The sequence below is a fragment of the Pseudomonas sp. MRSN 12121 genome (assembly GCF_000931465.1).
GTDB lineage: Bacteria > Pseudomonadota > Gammaproteobacteria > Pseudomonadales > Pseudomonadaceae > Aquipseudomonas.
In genome coordinates, this window is the sequence record NZ_CP010892.1 from 6,567,156 (window position 1) to 6,586,248 (window position 19,093).

Annotated in this window: 15 protein-coding genes and 1 pseudogene; 7 read left to right on the plus strand and 9 right to left on the minus strand. The window is 64.2% G+C overall.

The window, feature by feature from the left end; genetic code table 11:
* Positions 1-233 precede the first annotated feature (233 nt).
* The 4 genes from TO66_RS30000 to argE form a co-directional block, all read right to left on the minus strand.
* Positions 234-872, minus strand: coding sequence for a peroxiredoxin (locus TO66_RS30000; protein ID WP_044465649.1), 639 nt, complete (start codon positions 870-872; stop codon positions 234-236).
* 272 nt (positions 873-1,144) lie between these two features.
* Positions 1,145-2,518: an OprD family porin gene (locus TO66_RS30005; protein WP_044465650.1), complete on the minus strand. Its 1,374-nt coding sequence runs from the start codon at positions 2,516-2,518 to the stop codon at positions 1,145-1,147.
* Positions 2,519-3,025: 507 nt separating this feature from the next.
* Positions 3,026-4,324, minus strand: a complete 1,299-nt coding sequence (gene argA / locus TO66_RS30010) for an amino-acid N-acetyltransferase (protein ID WP_044465651.1) — start codon at positions 4,322-4,324, stop codon at positions 3,026-3,028.
* A gap of 135 nt (positions 4,325-4,459) precedes the next feature.
* On the minus strand, positions 4,460-5,608 hold the full coding sequence (gene argE / locus TO66_RS30015) for an acetylornithine deacetylase (RefSeq protein ID WP_044466188.1): 1,149 nt from the start codon (positions 5,606-5,608) through the stop codon (positions 4,460-4,462).
* Positions 5,609-5,766: 158 nt separating this feature from the next.
* Here argE and TO66_RS30020 point away from each other — a divergent pair, with 158 nt between their 5' ends.
* A complete protein-coding gene (locus TO66_RS30020; RefSeq protein WP_044465652.1) occupies positions 5,767-7,134 on the plus strand; it encodes an inorganic triphosphatase in 1,368 nt (455 codons plus the stop codon).
* Positions 7,135-7,189: 55 nt separating this feature from the next.
* Here the strand turns inward: TO66_RS30020 and TO66_RS30025 are convergent, their stop codons facing one another.
* Positions 7,190-7,660: an Lrp/AsnC family transcriptional regulator gene (locus tag TO66_RS30025; protein ID WP_044465653.1), complete on the minus strand. Its 471-nt coding sequence runs from the start codon at positions 7,658-7,660 to the stop codon at positions 7,190-7,192.
* A 124-nt stretch (positions 7,661-7,784) separates the two neighbouring features.
* Between TO66_RS30025 and TO66_RS30030 the strand changes: the two genes are divergently transcribed.
* The 4 genes and pseudogenes from TO66_RS30030 (at position 7,785) to TO66_RS34370 (ending at position 11,681) form a co-directional block, all read left to right on the plus strand.
* The gene (locus TO66_RS30030; RefSeq protein WP_044465654.1) at positions 7,785-8,105 is read left to right on the plus strand and encodes a hypothetical protein; all 321 of its coding nucleotides are present in this window, start codon (positions 7,785-7,787) and stop codon (positions 8,103-8,105) included.
* 123 nt (positions 8,106-8,228) lie between these two features.
* Entirely contained in the window at positions 8,229-10,007 is a 1,779-nt protein-coding gene (locus TO66_RS30035; protein WP_044465655.1) for a GspE/PulE family protein, read from the plus strand.
* A 492-nt stretch (positions 10,008-10,499) separates the two neighbouring features.
* Positions 10,500-10,826: pseudogene (locus tag TO66_RS34365) on the plus strand (HAMP domain-containing protein); the annotation flags it as partial.
* A 141-nt stretch (positions 10,827-10,967) separates the two neighbouring features.
* Positions 10,968-11,681, plus strand: coding sequence for a methyl-accepting chemotaxis protein (locus TO66_RS34370; RefSeq protein ID WP_409077205.1), 714 nt, complete (start codon positions 10,968-10,970; stop codon positions 11,679-11,681).
* Positions 11,682-11,699: 18 nt separating this feature from the next.
* Here TO66_RS34370 and TO66_RS30045 read toward each other — a convergent pair whose 3' ends face one another.
* The gene (locus tag TO66_RS30045) at positions 11,700-12,638 is read right to left on the minus strand and encodes a hypothetical protein (protein WP_256241919.1); all 939 of its coding nucleotides are present in this window, start codon (positions 12,636-12,638) and stop codon (positions 11,700-11,702) included.
* A gap of 249 nt (positions 12,639-12,887) precedes the next feature.
* Here TO66_RS30045 and TO66_RS30050 point away from each other — a divergent pair, with 249 nt between their 5' ends.
* Positions 12,888-13,205, plus strand: coding sequence for a DUF2388 domain-containing protein (locus TO66_RS30050; protein ID WP_044465658.1), 318 nt, complete (start codon positions 12,888-12,890; stop codon positions 13,203-13,205).
* Positions 13,206-13,281: 76 nt separating this feature from the next.
* On the opposite strand, the gene gcvP is transcribed toward TO66_RS30050, so the two are convergent.
* Complete coding sequence (gene gcvP, locus TO66_RS30055) at positions 13,282-16,155, minus strand: aminomethyl-transferring glycine dehydrogenase (protein ID WP_044465659.1); 2,874 nt, start codon at positions 16,153-16,155, stop codon at positions 13,282-13,284.
* Between the two features lie 174 nt (positions 16,156-16,329).
* On the opposite strand from gcvP, the gene TO66_RS30060 reads away from it, so the two are divergent.
* On the plus strand, positions 16,330-17,469 hold the full coding sequence (locus TO66_RS30060; protein ID WP_044465660.1) for a DegT/DnrJ/EryC1/StrS aminotransferase family protein: 1,140 nt from the start codon (positions 16,330-16,332) through the stop codon (positions 17,467-17,469).
* A gap of 62 nt (positions 17,470-17,531) precedes the next feature.
* On the opposite strand, the gene gcvH is transcribed toward TO66_RS30060, so the two are convergent.
* Entirely contained in the window at positions 17,532-17,915 is a 384-nt protein-coding gene (gene gcvH / locus TO66_RS30065) for a glycine cleavage system protein GcvH (RefSeq protein WP_044465661.1), read from the minus strand.
* A 50-nt stretch (positions 17,916-17,965) separates the two neighbouring features.
* A complete protein-coding gene (gene gcvT / locus TO66_RS30070; RefSeq protein ID WP_044465662.1) occupies positions 17,966-19,048 on the minus strand; it encodes a glycine cleavage system aminomethyltransferase GcvT in 1,083 nt (360 codons plus the stop codon).
* Positions 19,049-19,093 lie beyond the last annotated feature (45 nt).

Genomic DNA, 19,093 nt, shown 5'->3' on the forward strand with positions numbered 1-19,093 from the left:
TTATTCATTTGTTTATTCTTTAAATGAATATAAGACCACGCTTTTCCCAGGCGAAAAAAAAGGCCGTCGAAACGGCCTGAAAACCCCTGCTTTATGGATACGGCTCTTGTAGGAGCGAGCGGGCGGCGATTCGACTTACCCGCGATAGGCACGACTCGATGTCGTGGTAGTCACGGATGACGCCATCGCGGGCAAGTTGGATCGCCACCCGCTCGCTCCTACGGTCTGTAGCGTTAACGATTCGGTTGTGGCGTCAGGCGCAGGTACGGCTTGACCGCGCGATAACCTTTGGGGAACCGCCGCTTGATTTCATCTTCGTCCTTGAGCGAAGGCACGATCACCACTTCGTCACCGTCCTGCCAGTTGGCCGGGGTGGCCACCTTGTAGTTGTCGGTGAGCTGCAGCGAGTCGATCACCCGCAGGATCTCGTGGAAGTTGCGCCCGGTACTGGCCGGATAGGTAATGGTCAGACGCACCTTCTTGTTCGGGTCGATGACGAACAGCGAGCGCACGGTCAGCGTGTCGTTGGCATTCGGGTGGATCAGGTCGTAAAGGTCGGAAACCTTGCGGTCGGCATCGGCCAGGATCGGGAAGTTGACCAGGGTGTTCTGGGTTTCGTTGATGTCCTCAATCCACTTGTGGTGCGAGTCCACCGGGTCCACCGAGAGGGCAATGGCTTTCACACCGCGCTGGGCGAATTCGTCCTTGAGCTTGGCGGTGAACCCCAGCTCCGTGGTGCACACCGGGGTAAAGTCCGCCGGATGGGAAAACAGCACGCCCCAGCTGTCGCCGAGCCACTCGTGGAAACGAATCTTGCCGGCACTGGAATCCTGTTCGAAGTCGGGGGCGATGTCGCCCAGTCTGAGGCTCATGGTGCTGCTCCTGTGAGTGCGTTATGAGCCCTACTCTGCCTGTGCCGACGAATATTTAAAAAGAATAAATGTCGATTTATCTAGATCGAAAGGGAATATTAAAAATCTCTTCACTGGATTCATGCACGCCCAGGGCACACCATTCTCGACGAGGTTCGAGAAGGCCTTGAGTAGCTGTAAAGAGGGGTTTCGGGAAGGACCTGCGGGGGTGGGTCCGACCTGGATGACGACACCTCGCCCGGCATTGCGCCGGGCGAGGCTTTAACGTCGGATTACAACAGCGGGATCGAGTAGCTGACGATCAGGCGGTTTTCGTCCTGCGAGCGCTGGCCAGGAATGTCGTTACGCCACATGGCGTTTTTCCAGGTCAGGCCGAGGTTCTTCAGCGGACCTTCCGGAATCACGTAGGCCACGGTCAGGTCGCGTTCCCACTCGCTGGCATTGGTAACCGAAACGGTACGCTGAGGGAGAACGGAACCCTCTTTGCCGGAAGTGTCGATGTTGTCGCCACGCAGGTAGATCACACCGGCGGTCAGGCCTGGCACACCCAGCTTGGCGAAATCGTAGGAGTAGCGAGCCTGCCAGGTACGTTCACCGGCGCGGGCGAACTTGGCGATCTGCATGTCGGTGGTCAGGTAGGCCGACGAACCGTCGCCCTGGTTCAGCCAAGGGAAATCGCTGTCGCCGTTGCTGACCTGGTAGCCGCCACCGAAGGTGTGGCCGTTGACCGAGTACAGGAACAGGCCGCTGATCAGGTTGTTATCAACCTTGCCCTTGGTGATGCCAGTGCCGTAGTCACCGGTGGTGTAGTAGGCCGAGTCGTGGCCATTGGCACCGTCGTCGCGGCTATTGAAGTAGCGCAGGTCGGATTTCAACACGCCCGGGCCGATCGCCCAGTTGTGCAGCAGGCCAACGAAGTGCTGCTTGTAGAAATCTTTCAGGTTGCCGTAGTAGTACTGGGCAGTCAGATCTTTAGTGATCTTGTAGTCGCCACCACCGTAGATGAACTTGTTGCTGTCACGACCGGCAGCGGTGTGCGCGTTCGCGCCAGCAATCGACAACTCTTCGTTGTTGCTGGAGTTACGGCCCTTGGCGTGCTCGATCTGACCGCCTACCAGCGTCAGGTCCTTGATGTCGTTCGAGGTGATCTGACCACCCTGGAAGGTTTGCGGCAGCATACGACCATCGTTGGTCACGATGACCGGCAGTTTTGGCTGCAGGGTGCCAAGCTTCAGTTCGGTCTGGGAGATCTTGGCCTTGGCGGTCAGGCCCAGGCTGGAGTAGTTATCCACTGCCTTGCCGTTGGACTCGCTCGGGAAGACGGTGCCGCCGTAGGAAGTGGCAGTGGCGCCGTTGGTGCCGCCGCCCGAATCCAGCTTGATGCCCAGCAGGCCGATGGCGTCGAGACCGAAGCCCACGGTGCCTTCGGTGTAACCGGAAGTGAAGTTGAGCTGGAAGCCCTGGCCCCATTCTTCCTGCTTGCTCTGCGCACCGGAGGCCTTGGTATCGGCATCACGGTTATCGGTATTGATATAGAAGTTACGCAGACCCAGAGTGGCCTTGCTGTCTTCGATGAAACCCGCGGCGCCTGCCTGCTGCGCCAGAACCCCAACGGCCACAGCCAGGGCCAAGGTGGACTTGTTCATGTTTCGCTCCTCTCGTTTCTAATTCTTGTGTACTCAGGCCCAGGGTCTTGTGCCCCGGGTCCATCGGTGGGCGATTAGCGCCAGACCGTGACCCATAAGTCAATCGTAACCAACTGTGTCTACGACCAAGGTCTAATCGCGGTGATTGAATCCTTGCAGGGTAATGAATTTCTCATAATCCCAAAAAGAATTATTTCATCCTTTTTCATGCACTCCAGGAATATAGAGGCGTCCCCTCCTCTGTGCCGCGGCAAAAGTATCGGCGACGTCTTTGATTCCTGAATGTTATTGCCCTGCGATTCTTTAGACCAAACCGTTGAAACATCAGCCAGATACGTCAACCAGTATCAAAAAGGCGACGCAATCATGGCTAAACGCCGATGCTCTCGTCAATTTGTTACAGTTTTTGTATCGCCCACCTTTATTTTTCTGAAATAAAAAGCCAGGCGACAAGCACAGCAAAAAAACCGCGCCTGTCAAGGCGCGGTTTTTTCGGGTGAAGGGCGGTCAGAGCGCTTTTTCGAAGATCTTCGAATTGCGCTGGTAGTTGTACAGCGAAGCCCGCGCGGAAGGCAGGCGTTCGACGCTGCTGGGTGCGAAGCCGCGCTCGCGGAACCAGTGGGCGGTCCGGGTGGTGAGCACGAAAAGGGTCTTCAGGCCCTGGGCCCGGGCGCGGGTCTCGATCCTTTCCAGCAGTTCGTCGCCGCGACCGCCATGGCGATACTCGGGGTTCACCGCCAGGCAGGCCAGTTCGCCGGCATCGGAATCGGCGATCTGATAAAGCGCCGCACAGGCAATGATCATCCCCTCGCGCTCGACCACGCTGAACTGCTCGATCTCCCGCTCGAGCACTTCGCGCGAGCGCCGCACCAGGATCCCCTGCTCTTCCAGCGGGCTGATCAGATCCAACAAACCGCCAACGTCTTCGATGGCCGCCTCGCGGACCAGCTCGAACTGCTCCTGGGCCACCAGCGTACCGCCACCGTCGCGGGTGAACAGTTCGGTCAGCAGCGCGCCGTCTTCGGCGTAGCTGACGATATGGCTGCGCCCCACACCGCCCCGACATGCCTCGGCCGCGGCATCCAGCAACTCCGCCTGATAGTTGCCGCCCAGGCGCTGCAAATGAGCCGGCACCTGTTGCGGGCGCAACTCGCGGACCAGATGGCCGCTCTCGTCCAGCAAGCCCTGCTCGGCGCCGAACAGCAGCAGCTTGTCGGCGCCCAGGTCGATGGCGGCGCGGGTCGCGACGTCCTCGCAGGCCAGGTTGAAGATTTCCCCGGTCGGCGAGTACCCCAGCGGCGACAGCAGCACGATCGAGCGTTCGTCCAGCAGGCGATTGATGCCCTTGCGGTCGACCCGGCGCACTTCGCCGGTATGGTGATAATCCACACCCTCGAGGACCCCGATCGGTCGGGCGGTCACCAGGTTGCCGCTGGCCACGCGCAACCGCGAGCCCTGCATCGGCGAGGACGCCATGTCCATGGACAAGCGGGCTTCGATGGCGATCCGCAATTGGCCCACGGCATCGATCACGCATTCCAGGGTCGCCGCATCGGTGATGCGCATGCCGTGATGGTAATGCGGAGTCAGGCCGCGGGTAGCCAGGCGGGCTTCGATCTGTGGGCGCGAACCATGCACCAGCACCAGGCGCACGCCCATGCTGTGCAGCAGCACCAGGTCATGGACGATGTTGCCGAAGTTCGGGTGTTCGACACCGTCGCCGGGCAGCATGACGACGAAAGTGCAATCGCGGTGGGCATTGATATAAGGAGAAGCGTGACGCAGCCAATTGACGTATTCGGGCATGACCTGAGCCTGTAAACAAGAAGCAGCCTATGAAAGGACGAAACGGAAAAACGCACGGCGGGCTGATGGTTATCGTCGGAACAGGCTTGGCGACACGCTCGCTCTCCTTCTGATACGGGCCTGGACGGCGGTGATTTAGGCCGGCGTCAGGCAATAGTGTTCGATCAGTTCACGTAATAGATGCACGGTAGGCTGCAAGCGTGACATTTCGAGGTATTCCCCCGGCTGGTGCGCACAGGCAATGTCGCCCGGGCCCAGGACCAGCGTCTCGCAACCAAGGCGCTGAAGATAAGGCGCTTCGGTGCCGAACGCCACTGATTCGGCGCGATGGCCGGTCAGGCGTTCGGCGATCCGCACCAGTTCGGCATCGGCGGCCTGCTCGAAGGACGGTGCCTCGGGAAACAGCGGCGCGTAATCGATCTTCACCTGGTGCCGCTCGGCCACAGGCACAAGCTTCTGCCGGATGGCGGCGCGCAGGGCCTCGGGGTCCATGCCCGGCAAGGGCCGCAGGTCGAACTCCAGCGAGCACTGGCCACAGATGCGGTTCGGGTTGTCGCCCCCATGGATGCAGCCCAGATTGAGGGTCGGCTGCGGCACGCTGAACTGCGGGTTGCGGAACTCGCGCTGCCACGCCAGGCGCAGGCCGCGCAATTCGCCTATGGCGTCATGCATGGCTTCCAGGGCGCTGTGGCCCAGGCTCGGGTCGGACGAATGGCCGCTGCGGCCGAGAATGTCGATGCGCTCCATCATCACCCCTTTATGCAGGCGGATGGGCTTGAGCCCGGTCGGTTCGCCAATCACCGCGGCGCGCCCCAGGGGCCGCCCGGCTTCGGCCAGGGCCCGGGCGCCGGCCATGGAGCTTTCCTCGTCGCACGTGGCGAGAACCAGCAGCGGCTGCTTGAACGGTTGCTCCAGCAATGGCCGGACCGCCTCGATGATCAGCGCGAAGAAACCTTTCATGTCACAGCTGCCCAGGCCGACCCAGCGACCGTCGACCTCGGTGAGTTTCAGCGGATCGGTCTGCCACAGCGCACCGTCGAACGGCACGGTGTCGCTATGGCCGGCCAGCACCAGGCCACCGGGGCCACTGCCGAAGCTGGCGAGCAGGTTGAATTTGCCAGGGCTGACCGGCTGGATATCGCAGGCAAAACCCAGGTCGCCGAGCCAGCTGGCGAGCAGGTCGATGACCGGGCGGTTGGACTGGTCCAGCGCAGGCTGGGTACAACTGACCGAAGGGGTGGCAATCAGTGCAGCGAACTGCTCTTTCATGGACGGCAATGGCATGCGCTGGCTCCCCGATTCCTGGACGAGGCCCATCATAGAGCCATCCCGCGACAGGAATAAACCGCCACGGCGCCTCGACGCGGCGAGTCCTGTACACTGCACGGCCTTGGCAGCCACACATTCCCCCGACTGCGCTCCCGATCCTGGATTTTCCGGCCATGCAGAAAGAAACCGAAATCAAACTCCGCGTCAGCCGCGAAACCCTTGCCGCCCTGCGTGAGCACCCGCTCCTGAAAAAACGCAATAAAAGCGGCTGGGAACACCGTGAACTGATGAACCAGTACTTCGACACGCCCGAGCGCGACCTGGCCCGCGCCAAGGTCGCCCTGCGCCTGCGCCGCGATGGCGAAGAAGTGATCCAGACCCTCAAGACCCGCGGCCAGAGCGTCGCCGGCCTGTCGGAACGCAACGAATACGACTGGCACCTGGCCAAAGCCAAGCTCGACCTGAAGAAACTCGACGGCGAATGCTGGCCCGAGCAACTGGCCGAGCTGGACAAGAAAACCCTCAAGCCGCTGTTCACCACCGATTTCGTCCGCGAGCGCGCGGAAATCGCCTGGGGCCGCGGCAAGGCCAAGGTGGTGATCGAAGCCGCCCTGGACCTGGGCCACGTGGTGGCCGGCAAGCAGAAGGAAGAAATCTGCGAGCTGGAACTGGAACTGCGCGAAGGCGAACCGGCCGCCCTGCTGGAGCTGGCCGCCGAACTGGCCGTGACCCTGCCGCTGATGCCTTGCGACATCAGCAAGGCCGAGCGTGGCTACCGCCTGTTCGATGCCAACAGTTATTCCCTGAGCCTACCCGCGCCGGAACTGAGCGCCTCGATGCCGCTGGACGATGCCTTCGCGGCGCTGACCTGGCACCTGCTGGGCAGCAGCCAGCGCCTGGCCGAGCAATATCGCTTCAACGGCCACTGGCGCCTGCTGCAGGACTGGGTCGACAACCTGGCGGAACTACGCGCCCTAGTCAGCAGCCTGGGCCAGGCCGCACCGCGCCAGGCCACCGCCGAGCTGCGCGCAGCCCTGGATGCCCTGCTGGAAGACTGGCGCCCGCTGGTGCAGGCCGGCCTGGACGACGAAGACGTGCGCAAGGCCGCGCCGGAGCAGTTCCTCGAAGAACTGCAAGACGTGCGCTGGGGCCTGTTCTCGCTGAACACCTCGCGCTGGCTGCTGGCCCGTACCTGGGCCGCCGAGCGCAACACCCGCGGTAATCGCCAGGGCGCGGCGCAACTGGCCAGCTGGTTGCCACGCCTGTTGGCCGAAGAAGCCAGCGCCCTGCAACTGCCGCGTTACCAGCAGCAGCCCGAGGACCTGGCCGAGCAACTGCCGCGCATCGAACGCATTCAGGTCTGGCTGCATCACGCGCGCAACGTGCTGGAAATCCCCGAGCTGGATCGGCTGTACGGCGAGCTGAACAAGCTGGCGCAACTGGCCCACGCGCCGATCAGCGAAGAAGCCCTGGAAGCGCGCAAGCAACAGGCGATCACGGTGTTCCAGAACCGCGCCTGGAAGACCCTGCTGCGCATGTAAGGACCCGATCGCGGGCGAGCTCCCTCCTGCAGGAGCGGGCTTGCTCGCGATAGCATCAACGCAACACCGGCAAGCTCGTCGTCGACTTGATCTCCGACAGCGCGACGATCGAATTCACCTCCTGGATCCCCGGCACCATCGACAGCTTCTCGAAGAAGAAACGCTCATACGCCTCGATGTCCGGCGTGACGATGCGCAGCAGGAAATCCACCGCCCCCATCAGCACATAACACTCCAGCACCTCCGGAAAGCCGCGGATCGCCTCGGTGAATTCGGTGAAGTTGGAGCGGCCGTGGGCGTTGAGTTTGACCTCGGCGAAGATCTGCGTGTTGAGGCCGATCTTCTTGCGGTCGAGCAAGGTCACCTGGCCACGGATCACCCCCTCCTCCTTGAGCCGCTGGATACGCCGCCAGCACGGCGACTGCGACAGCCCCACCTGCTCGGCGATCTGTGCGCTGGACAGCGAAGCGTCCTCCTGCAGCAGGGCGAGAATGCGTCGATCGTAGGCGTCCAGCTCGCTGTGCATATAAATTCCTCGATACCTTGAAAATACGAATCGGGTAATTCGCCTATGGCGAAAATACCTGAATATTAGATAAGAAATACCCGGAACCGAATGTAAAAATTTCTCCACTTTCCAGGAGAAGCCCATGCCCCCTCTCGAAGCCGTCAGTTCCCGCGCCGATGTGTGGAACGTCGCCAACACCCATTGCCGGGTGCATTACCAATTGGTCACCGACGCCGAAGCCGACGTGCTGTGCCGGGTGCTCAACCATTTCGCCCTGCAGTCGCTGCTGCCGCAGCAGGTCCAGGTGCGGCAAGAGGACGATGCGTTGCTGATGGAGGTGGTGCTCGAGGGCCTGAGTTGGCACCGCGCACAGGTCATCGCGGAAAAACTGCGCAACCTGATCAGCGTGTGCTCGGTCCAGTTGCAGCCCGCCGAACGCGAACGGCTGCAAGCCGCCGGCTGAGGGCTGCCGGTAAAATCCGGCAATGCTTGAAGGGCTGGCAGCCGCCACCCCGGGACTATTCTTGGCAATTCGTGGTCAGAGGCGCATCTATCCCGCCCGCCGGATTGTTCACAAGGAGCCCGCATGTCCGTTCCCCTCGTCACCCAGGACCGCTGGCTGGACCTCAACGACCTGCTGCGCGACCTGGTCAGCCAGGGCCGCCTGAGCCAGGATGCGGCCGAACACGCCCTCGGCACCCGGCGCAACGCCGCCAACAGCCAGTTGCACCCGCTGGAGTTCCTCGCCAGCCAGTCCCTGGAAGACCTGCACCGGCCAGGCCGGCGCCTGGACCTGGAAAGCCTGACCCTGTGGCTGGCGCAGCAGGCCGGCCAGCCGTACCTGCGCATCGACCCGCTGAAAATCGACGTCGCCGCCGTCACCCCGCTGATGTCCTACGCCTTCGCCCAGCGCCACAAGATCCTGGCGGTGGCGATCGACCGCGACGCCATCACGGTGGCCAGCGCGCAGCCTTACGTCAGCGCCTGGGAAGCCGACCTGACCCACGTGCTGAAGCTGCCGATCCGGCGGGTGGTGGCCAACCCAGTGGAAATCCAGCGCCTGACCGTGGAGTTCTTCCGCCTGGCCAAGTCGGTCACCGGCGCCAGCGCCGACCAGAAAAGCCAAGCGCCAGGCAACTTCGAGCAGTTGCTCAACCTCGGCGCCAGCGACCAGGAGCCGGACGCCAACGACGCGCATATCGTCAATATCGTCGACTGGCTGTTCCAGTACGCCTTCCAGCAGCGCGCCAGCGATATCCATATCGAGCCGCGCCGCGAGCAAGGCACGGTGCGCTTTCGCATCGACGGCGTGCTGCACAACGTCTACCAGTTCCCGCCCCTGGTCACCCTGGCGGTGGTCAGCCGCCTGAAAAGCCTGGGCCGGATGAACGTCGCGGAAAAACGCAAACCCCAGGACGGCCGGGTCAAGACCAAGACCCCGGAGGGCGGCGAGGTGGAACTGCGCCTGTCGACCCTGCCCACCGCCTTCGGCGAGAAAATGGTCATGCGCATCTTCGACCCCGAGGTGCTGCTCAAGGATTTCGACCAGCTGGGCTTTTCCAGCGATGACCTGCGGCGCTGGCAGGACATGACCCGCCAGCCCAACGGCATCATCCTGGTCACCGGCCCCACGGGGTCGGGCAAGACCACCACCCTCTACACCACCCTGAAAAAGCTGGCGACGCCGGAGGTCAACCTCTGCACCATCGAGGACCCGATCGAGATGGTCGAACCGGCGTTCAACCAGATGCAGGTCCAGCACAATATCGACCTGACCTTCGCCAGCGGCGTGCGCGCGCTGATGCGCCAGGACCCGGACATCATCATGATCGGCGAGATCCGCGACCTGGAAACCGCCGAGATGGCGATCCAGGCCGCGCTCACCGGACACCTGGTGCTGTCGACCCTGCACACCAACGATGCGCCCGGCGCGATCAGCCGCCTGCTGGAACTGGGCGTCGCGCCCTACCTGATCAAGGCGACGTTGCTCGGGGTCATGGCCCAGCGCCTGGTGCGCACCCTGTGCCCGCACTGCAAGACGCCCATGACCCTGGACGAAAACGACTGGCAAGGCCTGACCCGCCCCTGGCAGGCGCCGCTGCCCAGCCACGCCCACGGCGCCAGCGGCTGCGCGGAATGTCGCGATACCGGCTACCGGGGCCGTGCCGGGGTGTATGAAATCATGCAACTGAGCGACAGCCTCAAGGCGCTGATCACGGCCGACGCCGACCTGCTCGCGATTCGCCGCCAGGCCTTCCAGGAAGGCATGCGCAGCCTGCGCCTGTCCGGCGCGCAGAAAGTCGCGGCCGGGCTGACCACCCTCGAGGAGATATTGCGCGTCACCCCACAGAGCGAGCAGCGCTAGCGCGCAGCCGTTTCGCGCGCCTCTGGACTACGCTTAGCCACAGGTCAACGGGAGCAGGGAGTGGGCATGAACATCCGTCAGAAAATGATCGTTTCCGGAGCGCTCAGCGTGCTGGCCATCGCCCTGGTCGCCGGCATCGGCTGGTGGAGCCAGGCGCGCCTGGCGCAGGCGCTGGCCGATAGCCAACTCAACGCCAGCGCCCTGCGCAATCACCTGGAAGCGGACATGATGCATGACGCCTTGCGCGCCGACGTGCTGGCCGCCTTCGCCAGCCAGCCGGGCGACACCAGCGAGGGCGAGCAGATCAGGGGCGACCTGCGCGAACACGGCGACTGGTTCCGCAAGGCCCTCGCGGACAACGCCAAGCTGCCCCTCGCGCCGGACATCCGCCAGGCGATCGGCGAACTGCAGCCGGTGCTGGAAAACTACATTGGCGCCGCCGAGAAGATCGCCGGCGAGGCGTTGCGCGATCCCATCGCCGCCCGCGCGGACATGTCGGCGTTCGCCAAGAGCTTTACCGAAGTGGAAGGCCTCAACGAGGCCCTGAGCAGCAAGATCGAAGCCAGCACCGCGCAAGCTCGCGAAGCCAGCGAGCGCACCGTGCGCCACGCCGGCTGGTGGCTGAGCGGTGGCAGCCTGCTGGCCGTGCTGGCGATCTGCCTGCTGACGCGCCGGCTGTTGCATTCCGTCCTGCGCCCGCTGGAAAAGTCGGTCGGTGCGGCCCGGGCCATCGCGCAAGGCAACCTCAGCCTGCCGATCAGCATCGACAGCGACGACGAGGCCGGCCAGTTGCAAAAGGCCCTGGGCGAGATGCAGGCCAACCTGCGGGACATGATCACCACCATCCGCCGCGAAAGCGAAGGCTTGCAGGGCACCTCGCACAACCTGAGCCAGACCTCCCAGGGCATCGCCGACGGCGCCAGCGAGCAGGCCCAGGGCGCGAACAACATGGCCGCGGCCATGGAACAGATGATCAGCAATATCGCCCAGGTGGCCGAACATGCGCGCAACGCCCAGGACATCTCAGCGCAATCGGAATCCCTCGCCGGCAGCGGCGGCCAGGTCATCCTCGGGGTGGTCGACGGCATGGCCCACATCGCCGAGGCGGTGAACCAGTCCTCGCAGAGCATTACCGCCCTTGGCCAGTCTTCGGAGGAGATCCACTCGATCATCCAGGTGATCAACAGCATCGCCGAACAGACCAACCTGCTGGCCCTGAATGCCGCCATCGAAGCCGCCCGCGCGGGCGAGGCCGGGCGTGGTTTCGCCGTGGTCGCCGACGAGGTCCGCAGCCTGGCGGCGCGCACCGCGCAATCGACCCGGGAGATCACCGGCATGATCGAACGCATCCGCGAAACCACCGGGCAAGCGGTACGCAGCATGCAGACCGGCGTCAGCCGGGTGAACGACGGCGTCGGCATGGCCCAGCAGGCGGGCACCTCGATCAATGAAATACGCGAAGGCGCACAACGCTCGGCACTGATGGTCGAGGAGATTTCCCACACCATCGGCGAACAATCCAAAGCCAGCAGCGAAGTGGCGCAACAGGTGGAGATGATCAACCAGATCGCGCAGCGCAACAGCCTGGCCATGCACGAACTGGCGACCACGGTCGAGCACATGGAACGCTCCGTCGCCACCCTGCAGACTTCGGTCACGCGTTTTCAGTTGTAGGCGCCGGACTGCTCCCGCCTACCAGTCGAGGACGCCCAACCCGGTATTGGGCTTGATCCACAGCACCGCTCCGCTATCGCTGCGTTGCTGTATCGAGCGCCCGGCGTCGAGCGTTTCCCCGGTGCGCAGGTTATGTGCCGAATCCGATCGGCTCGGGCTGAACATCAGGGTGCCTGGCGTGTCCTGGCGAACCCGCATCCGGCGGGGGTAATGCCAATCGCCCAGGGTCAGGTCCTGGGCCAGTTGCCCGCTCCAGCGCCCGGGTCGGCGCTGCTCGTCGAGCTTCAGGGTCAGGTCCGACAGTGCCACCCCCTGGATGACCACCGGCGGCGAAGCCAGGCCCAGGGTACTGACGCTGAAACTGCCGTCATACCGACTGACCTCGCTGGAAGCCGGCCACTTCACCCCTGCCACATCGCTCCCGGCCACCAGCGTGCAGGAGGAGAAGCGCCAGCGGCTGGGTTGCAGGCGGTCCTCGTCGGCAATGTCCAGCGTGACCCAGGTGCCGCCGGCACAGGGCCATCCCATCACCTCCTGGTCGCGGCTCAGCAGCATCTTGGAGAACGGCCCCCCGCCATACATCCGCAACTGCGTCACCTCGACGCCGTTGATCGCATGCGGCGCAGCGAACTCGGCGAAGACAAGGCTGCGCAAGCCATGAGGCTGCGGCCGGCCTTGCGCATCCAACGGCTCCAGGGTGTCCAGGCTCAGCTGGGTGCCGGCAGGCAGCTGCAAGCCATCGAGCTGCACGTCCTGCTCAAGGCGAGGATGAAGGGCCTGGTTACGCTGATCGTCGCGATGGATCTTCCACAGGGTGCACGCCACGAAGAGGGCACAAACGGCTGCCAGCGCGCCGAAGCGCAGGGGTTGGCGGCGCATCCGGCGTCGACTGGCCGGAATGAGCAAGGCAAGCAGCAGCAAGGGAAGTCCGATAAAGGACAGCATCAGCAGGTTCAACAGCGTTCCATACATCATTGCGCCAAAGATCAAGGCCGGCATCCGTGCAGTCGAAACAGTCGCCCATGGTGTCAAATGCCAACCCTGTGTTCCAGCGCATTGGCTGGGCGTCGAAGTGAAGTCACCGCGCCTGAAGATGTCGTTCGGCCCCGCCCCCGCAGGCGAAAGCTTGTTGCGGAGCAGGGAACTCGGGCGGGTGAATGCCTATCAAAGCCCTCGGAATAGTCCCCCCTGTTGGAGTCACCCACCATGCGTTTCAAAACAGCTGTCGCCACCCTGGCCCTGCTTTCCCTGCCCGTAGGTTCGGCAATGGCCGACAGCTTCTGGCGTAATGTCCTTTCCTCCGGCGCGACCACCGCGTCCACCTACCTGACATTCAAGGATCACAAGCTGATCGTCGCCGCCCAGGACGACGCGGGCAGCTTCGTCGCCAGTGAAGGCAACATCCGCGGCCCGTTCCTGGAAGCCGCGATGAACAAAGTCCGGGCCGACAATCCGGGCCTGCAGGCCACCGACATGGAGCTGGCGAACGCCATCCTGGCGAAAAACGCCGTCGCCCAGCAGTGACCGTCCGCCTGTAGCCGGTTGGCGCAATAAAAAATGCCGCTCTTTCGAGCGGCATTTTTTTGCCCGGCGTCCGGCCTCAGCGATAGGCATCCACCGGCACGCAGGCGCAGAACAGGTTGCGGTCGCCGTAGACGTTGTCGACCCGGTTCACCGTCGGCCAGTACTTGTGCGCCCGGGTATGCGGGCTGGGGATCACCGCCTGCTCGATGCTGTAGGGCCGCTCCCAGACACCGGCGATATCCGCCAGGGTATGGGGCGCGCGCTTGAGCGGGTTGTCCTCGGCCGGCCAGTTGCCCTCCTGGACCTGGGCGATCTCGGCGCGGATGCTCAACATGGCCTCGATGAAGCGGTCCAGCTCGGCCTTGGACTCGCTTTCGGTGGGCTCCACCATCAGCGTGCCCGGCACCGGGAACGACATGGTCGGCGCATGGAAGCCGTAATCCATCAGGCGCTTGGCCACGTCCTCTTCGCTGATGCCGGTCTGTGCCTTGAGCGGCCGCAGGTCGAGGATGCATTCGTGGGCGACCCGGCCATTGCGTCCGCTGTAGAGCACCGCGAAGGCCCCGCTCAGTTGTTCGGCCAGGTAGTTCGCGGCGAGGATCGCCACTTCGCTGGCGTCCGCCAGTTGCGGCCCCATCATCGCGATGTACATCCAGCTGATCGGCAGGATGCTCGCGCTGCCCCAGGGCGCCGCGCTGACCGCGCCGTTCTGCGGCAGCGGCCCGTCGATGGCCACCACCGGATGGTTGGCGACGAACGGCGCCAGGTGCGCCCGCACGCCGATCGGCCCCATGCCCGGGCCTCCACCGCCGTGGGGAATGCAGAAGGTCTTGTGCAGGTTCATGTGGGAAACGTCGGCGCCAATATCGGCCGGCCGCGCCAGCCCGACCTGCGCGTTGAGGTTCGCGCCATCCATGTACACCTGGCCGCCGTGGCGGTGGATCACCTCGCAGATCTCGCTGATGCCTTCCTCGTACACGCCGTGGGTCGAGGGATAGGTCGCCATCAGGCACGACAGATGCCCGCCGGCGGCGCTGGCCTTGTCTTTGAGGTCTTGCAGGTCGACGTTGCCGGCATCGTCGCAATCGACGATCACCACCTGCATGCCGGCCATCTGCGCCGAGGCCGGGTTGGTGCCGTGAGCCGAGGCCGGGATCAGACAGACATTGCGCTCGCCCTGCTGGCGGCTCTCGTGGTATTTGCGGATCGCCAGCAGCCCGGCGTATTCGCCCTGGGCCCCGGAGTTGGGCTGCATGCAGATCGCGTCGAAGCCGGTAATGGCGCACAACCAGCGCTCGAGCTCGGCGATCATCAGCGAATAACCCAGCGCCTGCTCCGCCGGGGCAAAGGGATGCAGGTCGGCGAATTCGGGCCAGGTGATGGGGATCATCTCGCTGCTGGCGTTGAGTTTCATGGTGCAGGAGCCCAGGGGGATCATCGACTGGTTCAGCGCCAGGTCCTTGTTCTCCAGCTGTTTGAGGTAACGCAGCATCTCGGTTTCGCTGTGGTGGCTGTTGAACACCGGATGGCTCAGGTAAGGCGTGGTGCGCAGCAACTCCTGGGGGATGCCCGGAGCCAGGGCCTCGGCATCCAGTTGCGCGACCTCCAGCCCGTGGTCGGCGCCGAGGAACACATCGAACAACCGGGCGACCGTATTCTCGTCGCAGGTCTCGTCCAGGCTCAGCCCCAGCTGCCCGCGCCCGAGGATCCGCAGGTTGATCCGCAGCGCCTTGGCGCTCTCGATAATCGCCGTCTGGCTGCCGCCGACGTCCAGGGTGAGGGTGTCGAAGAACCAGCGGTTCACGCGGGCGATGCCCTTGCGTTCCAGGCCCGCGGCCAGAATGCAGGTCAGGCGATGCACGCGCTGGGCGATGCGCCGCAGGCCTTGCGGGCCGTGATAGACCGCATAGAAGCTGGCGATATTGGCCAGCAGCACCTGGGCGGTGCAGATATTCGAGTTGGCCTTCTCGCGGCGGATATGCTGCTCGCGGGTCTGCAGGGCCATGCGCAGCGCGACGTTGCCCCGGGCATCCCGGGACACGCCGATGATCCGTCCCGGAATCGCCCGCTTGTACTCTTCGCGACTGGCGAAATACGCCGCGTGGGGGCCGCCGTAGCCCATGGGCACGCCGAAACGCTGGGACGAACCGAATACCACGTCGGCCCCCAGTTCGCCCGGCGGTGTCAGCAGCAACAGGCTCAGCAGGTCGGCCGCCACGCAGGCCAGTGCCTGCTGGGCGTGCAGGTGATCGATCAGCGGCCGCAGGTCGTGGATCTCGCCGTGGGTGTCCGGGTATTGCAGCAAGGCCCCGAACACCTGGTGCTGCTTGAGCTGCTCCAGGCTGTCGACCACCAGCTCGAAGCCAAAGCCTTCGGCGCGGGTCTGCAACACCGAGAGGGTTTGCGGATGGCAGTTGCGGTCGACGAAGAACAGATTGCTCTTGGACTTGGCCACGCGCTTGGCCAGGGCCATGGCCTCGGCGGCGGCCGTGGCTTCGTCCAGCAGCGAGGCGTTGGCCAGCTCCAGGCCCGTGAGGTCGATGGTCAGTTGCTGGAAATTGAGCAGGGCCTCGAGCCGGCCCTGGGCGATTTCCGGTTGGTACGGCGTGTAGGCGGTGTACCAGCCGGGGTTTTCCAGCACGTTGCGCAAGATCACGGTGGGGGTCAGGGTGCCGTGGTAGCCCATGCCGATCAGGCTGGTCCAGACCTGGTTCTGCTCGGCATAACCGCGCAGCCTGGCCAGGGCGGCCTGCTCGTCCAGCGCCGGCGGCAAGTCCAGTGCCCGGTTGAAGCGGATGCCCGGCGGCACGGTCTGCTCGATCAGTTCGACCCGGCTGCCCAGCCCCAGGCTGTCGAGCATCGCTTGCTGCTCGGCGGCGTCGGGCCCGAGGTGACGCCGCAGAAAGGCATTGGGGTCGCGTAACTGGCTCAAGGACGGCAACTGGGACATGACAGGCTCTCTCTCAGGCGGCGCTCGGCGTCGGTGCAACACGGTCAAAGCAGCATAGCAGCCGATCCCCCGCGCCGACGGTGTGGCACCGCGGGCGCAGCGGGGGCATGATGCTCGACTCCGGCGCGGCCCGCCGCCCGGCCTCGACCTCCGCTTATCGGGTATTCCATCGTCATGAGCCAGCTGCCTTTCCTGCCGTTCTCCAAACCCACCATCGATGAAGCCACCATTGCCAGCGTCGGCGAAGTGCTGCGTTCGGGCTGGATCACCAGCGGCCCCAAGGTCCAGGCCTTCGAAGCGCAACTCTCGGAATTCTGTGGCGGACGCCCGGTGCGCACCTTCAATTCCGGCACCTGCACCATGGAGATCGCCTTGCGTATCGCCGGCATTGGCCCTGGCGACGAGGTCATCACTACGCCGATCTCCTGGGTGGCCACGGCCAACGTGATTCTCGAAGTCGGCGCGACCCCGGTGTTCGCCGATATCGACCCGGTGACCCGCAACCTCGACCTGGCCCAGGTGGAAGCGGCCATCACCCCGCGGACCCGGGCCATCATCCCGGTGTTCCTCGCCGGCCTGCCGCTGGACATGACACGCCTCTACGCCCTGGCGCACAAACACGGCCTGCGGGTCCTGGAGGACGCCGCCCAGGCGCTGGGTTCAAGCTGGAACGGCGAGCGTATCGGCGCCGGCGGCGACTTCGTCTCGTTCAGCTTCCAGGCCAACAAGAACGTCACCTGCAGCGAAGGTGGCGCCCTGGTGCTGAACGACGCCGAAGAGGCGCGCCTGGCGGAGAAGTACCGCCTGCAAGGCGTAACGCGCCACGGCTTCGACGGCCTGGACGTGGATGTGTTGGGCGGCAAATTCAACATGACCGACGTCGCGGCCGCCATCGGCCTGGGCCAGTTCGCCCATCTCGAGGCGCTGACCGCGCATCGCCGCGAGCTGGCCCGGCATTACTTCGATTGCTTCGGCAACGACTTCGAGGCGCGCTACGGCGCCCAGCTACCGCCGGCGGACTTCAGCAACAGCAACTGGCACCTGTTCCAACTGGTGCTGCCGGAGCGGCATGACGGCAAACCGGCACGCGCGACCTTCATGGAGCGGATGCAGGAACGCGGGATCGGCATCGGCTATCACTACCCGCCGATTCACTTGCTGAGCCTGTACCGCGAACGCGGCTTCAAGGAGGGGATGTTCCCGGTGGCGGAGCGGGTGGGACGCCTGATCGTCTCGCTGCCGATGTTCACGGCCATGACCAAAAGCGATGTAGAACGGTCGGTGGCGACCGTGAAGGAAGTGTTGCAAGGGTAAGGCCATCGCCGCCAGGCTCGCTGCGACAAGAACAGCGGGCCTGGCGGCGATCGATGCGCGGCTTATTCGCCGATCGAAGCCTTGTAGCCGGCGGCGTCCAGCAGCTTGTCCAGGTCAGCGCTGTTGCTTGGCTTGAGCTTGAAGATCCAGGCGTCGTACGGCTCGCTGTTGAGCAGCTCCGGGCTGGCGCTCAGCTCTTCGTTGACCGCGATCACTTCGCCCGCCACGGGCGCATAGATGTCGGAAGCGGCTTTCACCGACTCGACTACCCCGGCCTGGTCGCCAGCGCCGAATACGTTACCGACTTCGGTCAGCTCGACGAACACAACGTCGCCCAGGGCTTCCTGGGCGTGGTCGCTGATGCCCACGGTCACGCTGCCGTCGGCTTCCAGACGGGCCCATTCGTGACTTTCGGCAAAACGCAGGTCAGCAGGGATATCGCTCATGTTCTGTGTCCTCAAGAAGAAGTGTCAGCGGAAATCCCGCCGGAAATAAGTTAGATCAAGGTTTTGCCATGACGCACGAAGGTCGGTTTGACCACCCGGACCGGGTACCACTTGCCACGGATTTCCACTTCGGCGCGGTCGGCGGTCGCCATGGGCACCCGCGCCAAGGCGATCGATTTGCTAAGCGTAGGAGAGAAACTACCACTGGTGATCTCTCCTTCGCCAACATCGGCGATGCGCACCACCTGGTGAGCGCGCAGCACGCCGCGCTCTTCCAGCACCAGGCCGACCAGCTTGTGGCTGATCCCACGGGCGCGCTCGGCCTCCAGCGCCGTGCGGCCGATGAACTTACGCGACGCCGGCTCCCAGGCGATGCTCCAGCCCATGTTGGCCACCAGCGGTGAAACGTCCTGGCTTATGTCCTGGCCGTAGAGGTTCATGCCGGCCTCCAGGCGCAGGGTGTCGCGCGCGCCGAGGCCGATCGGGGAAATGCCCGCGCCGACCAGGTCGTTGAAGAATGCCGGGGCCTGATCGGCGGGCAGGACGATTTCCAGGCCATCCTCGCCGGTATAGCCGGTACGCGCGATGAACCAGTCGCCATCGGCCTGGCCTTCGAAAGGCTTGAGTTGCTGGATCAGGGTGCTGCGCGACTGGCTCACCAGCTCGGCGATCTTGTGCCGGGCCTGGGGCCCCTGGATCGCCAGCATCGCCAGCTCGCTGCGTTCGTGCAGTTGCACCTGGAAAGCGCCCAGTTGGGCCTGCATCCAGGCCATGTCCTGGTCGCGGGTGGCGGCGTTGAACACCAGCCGGTAACCGGCCTCGCTGCGGTAGACGATCATGTCGTCGACGATACCGCCGTGCTCGTTGAGCATTGCGCTGTACAAGGCCCGACCGGGGCTGTGCAGGCGTTCGACATCGTTGGCCAGCAGGTGCTGGAGCCAGGCCTTGGCCTGGGGTCCGTCGACATCGATCACGGTCATGTGGGATACATCGAAAACCCCGCAGTCGCGTCGCACCTGATGGTGCTCCTCGACCTGCGAGCCGTAATGCAAAGGCATATCCCAACCGCCAAAATCGACCATCTTCGCGCCCAGGGCGAGATGAAGGTCATACAGAGGCGTGCGCTGTCCCATGGGTTTCTCCTTCCGGGCGTGGCGAAGGTACGGGGGGTCGCCCTA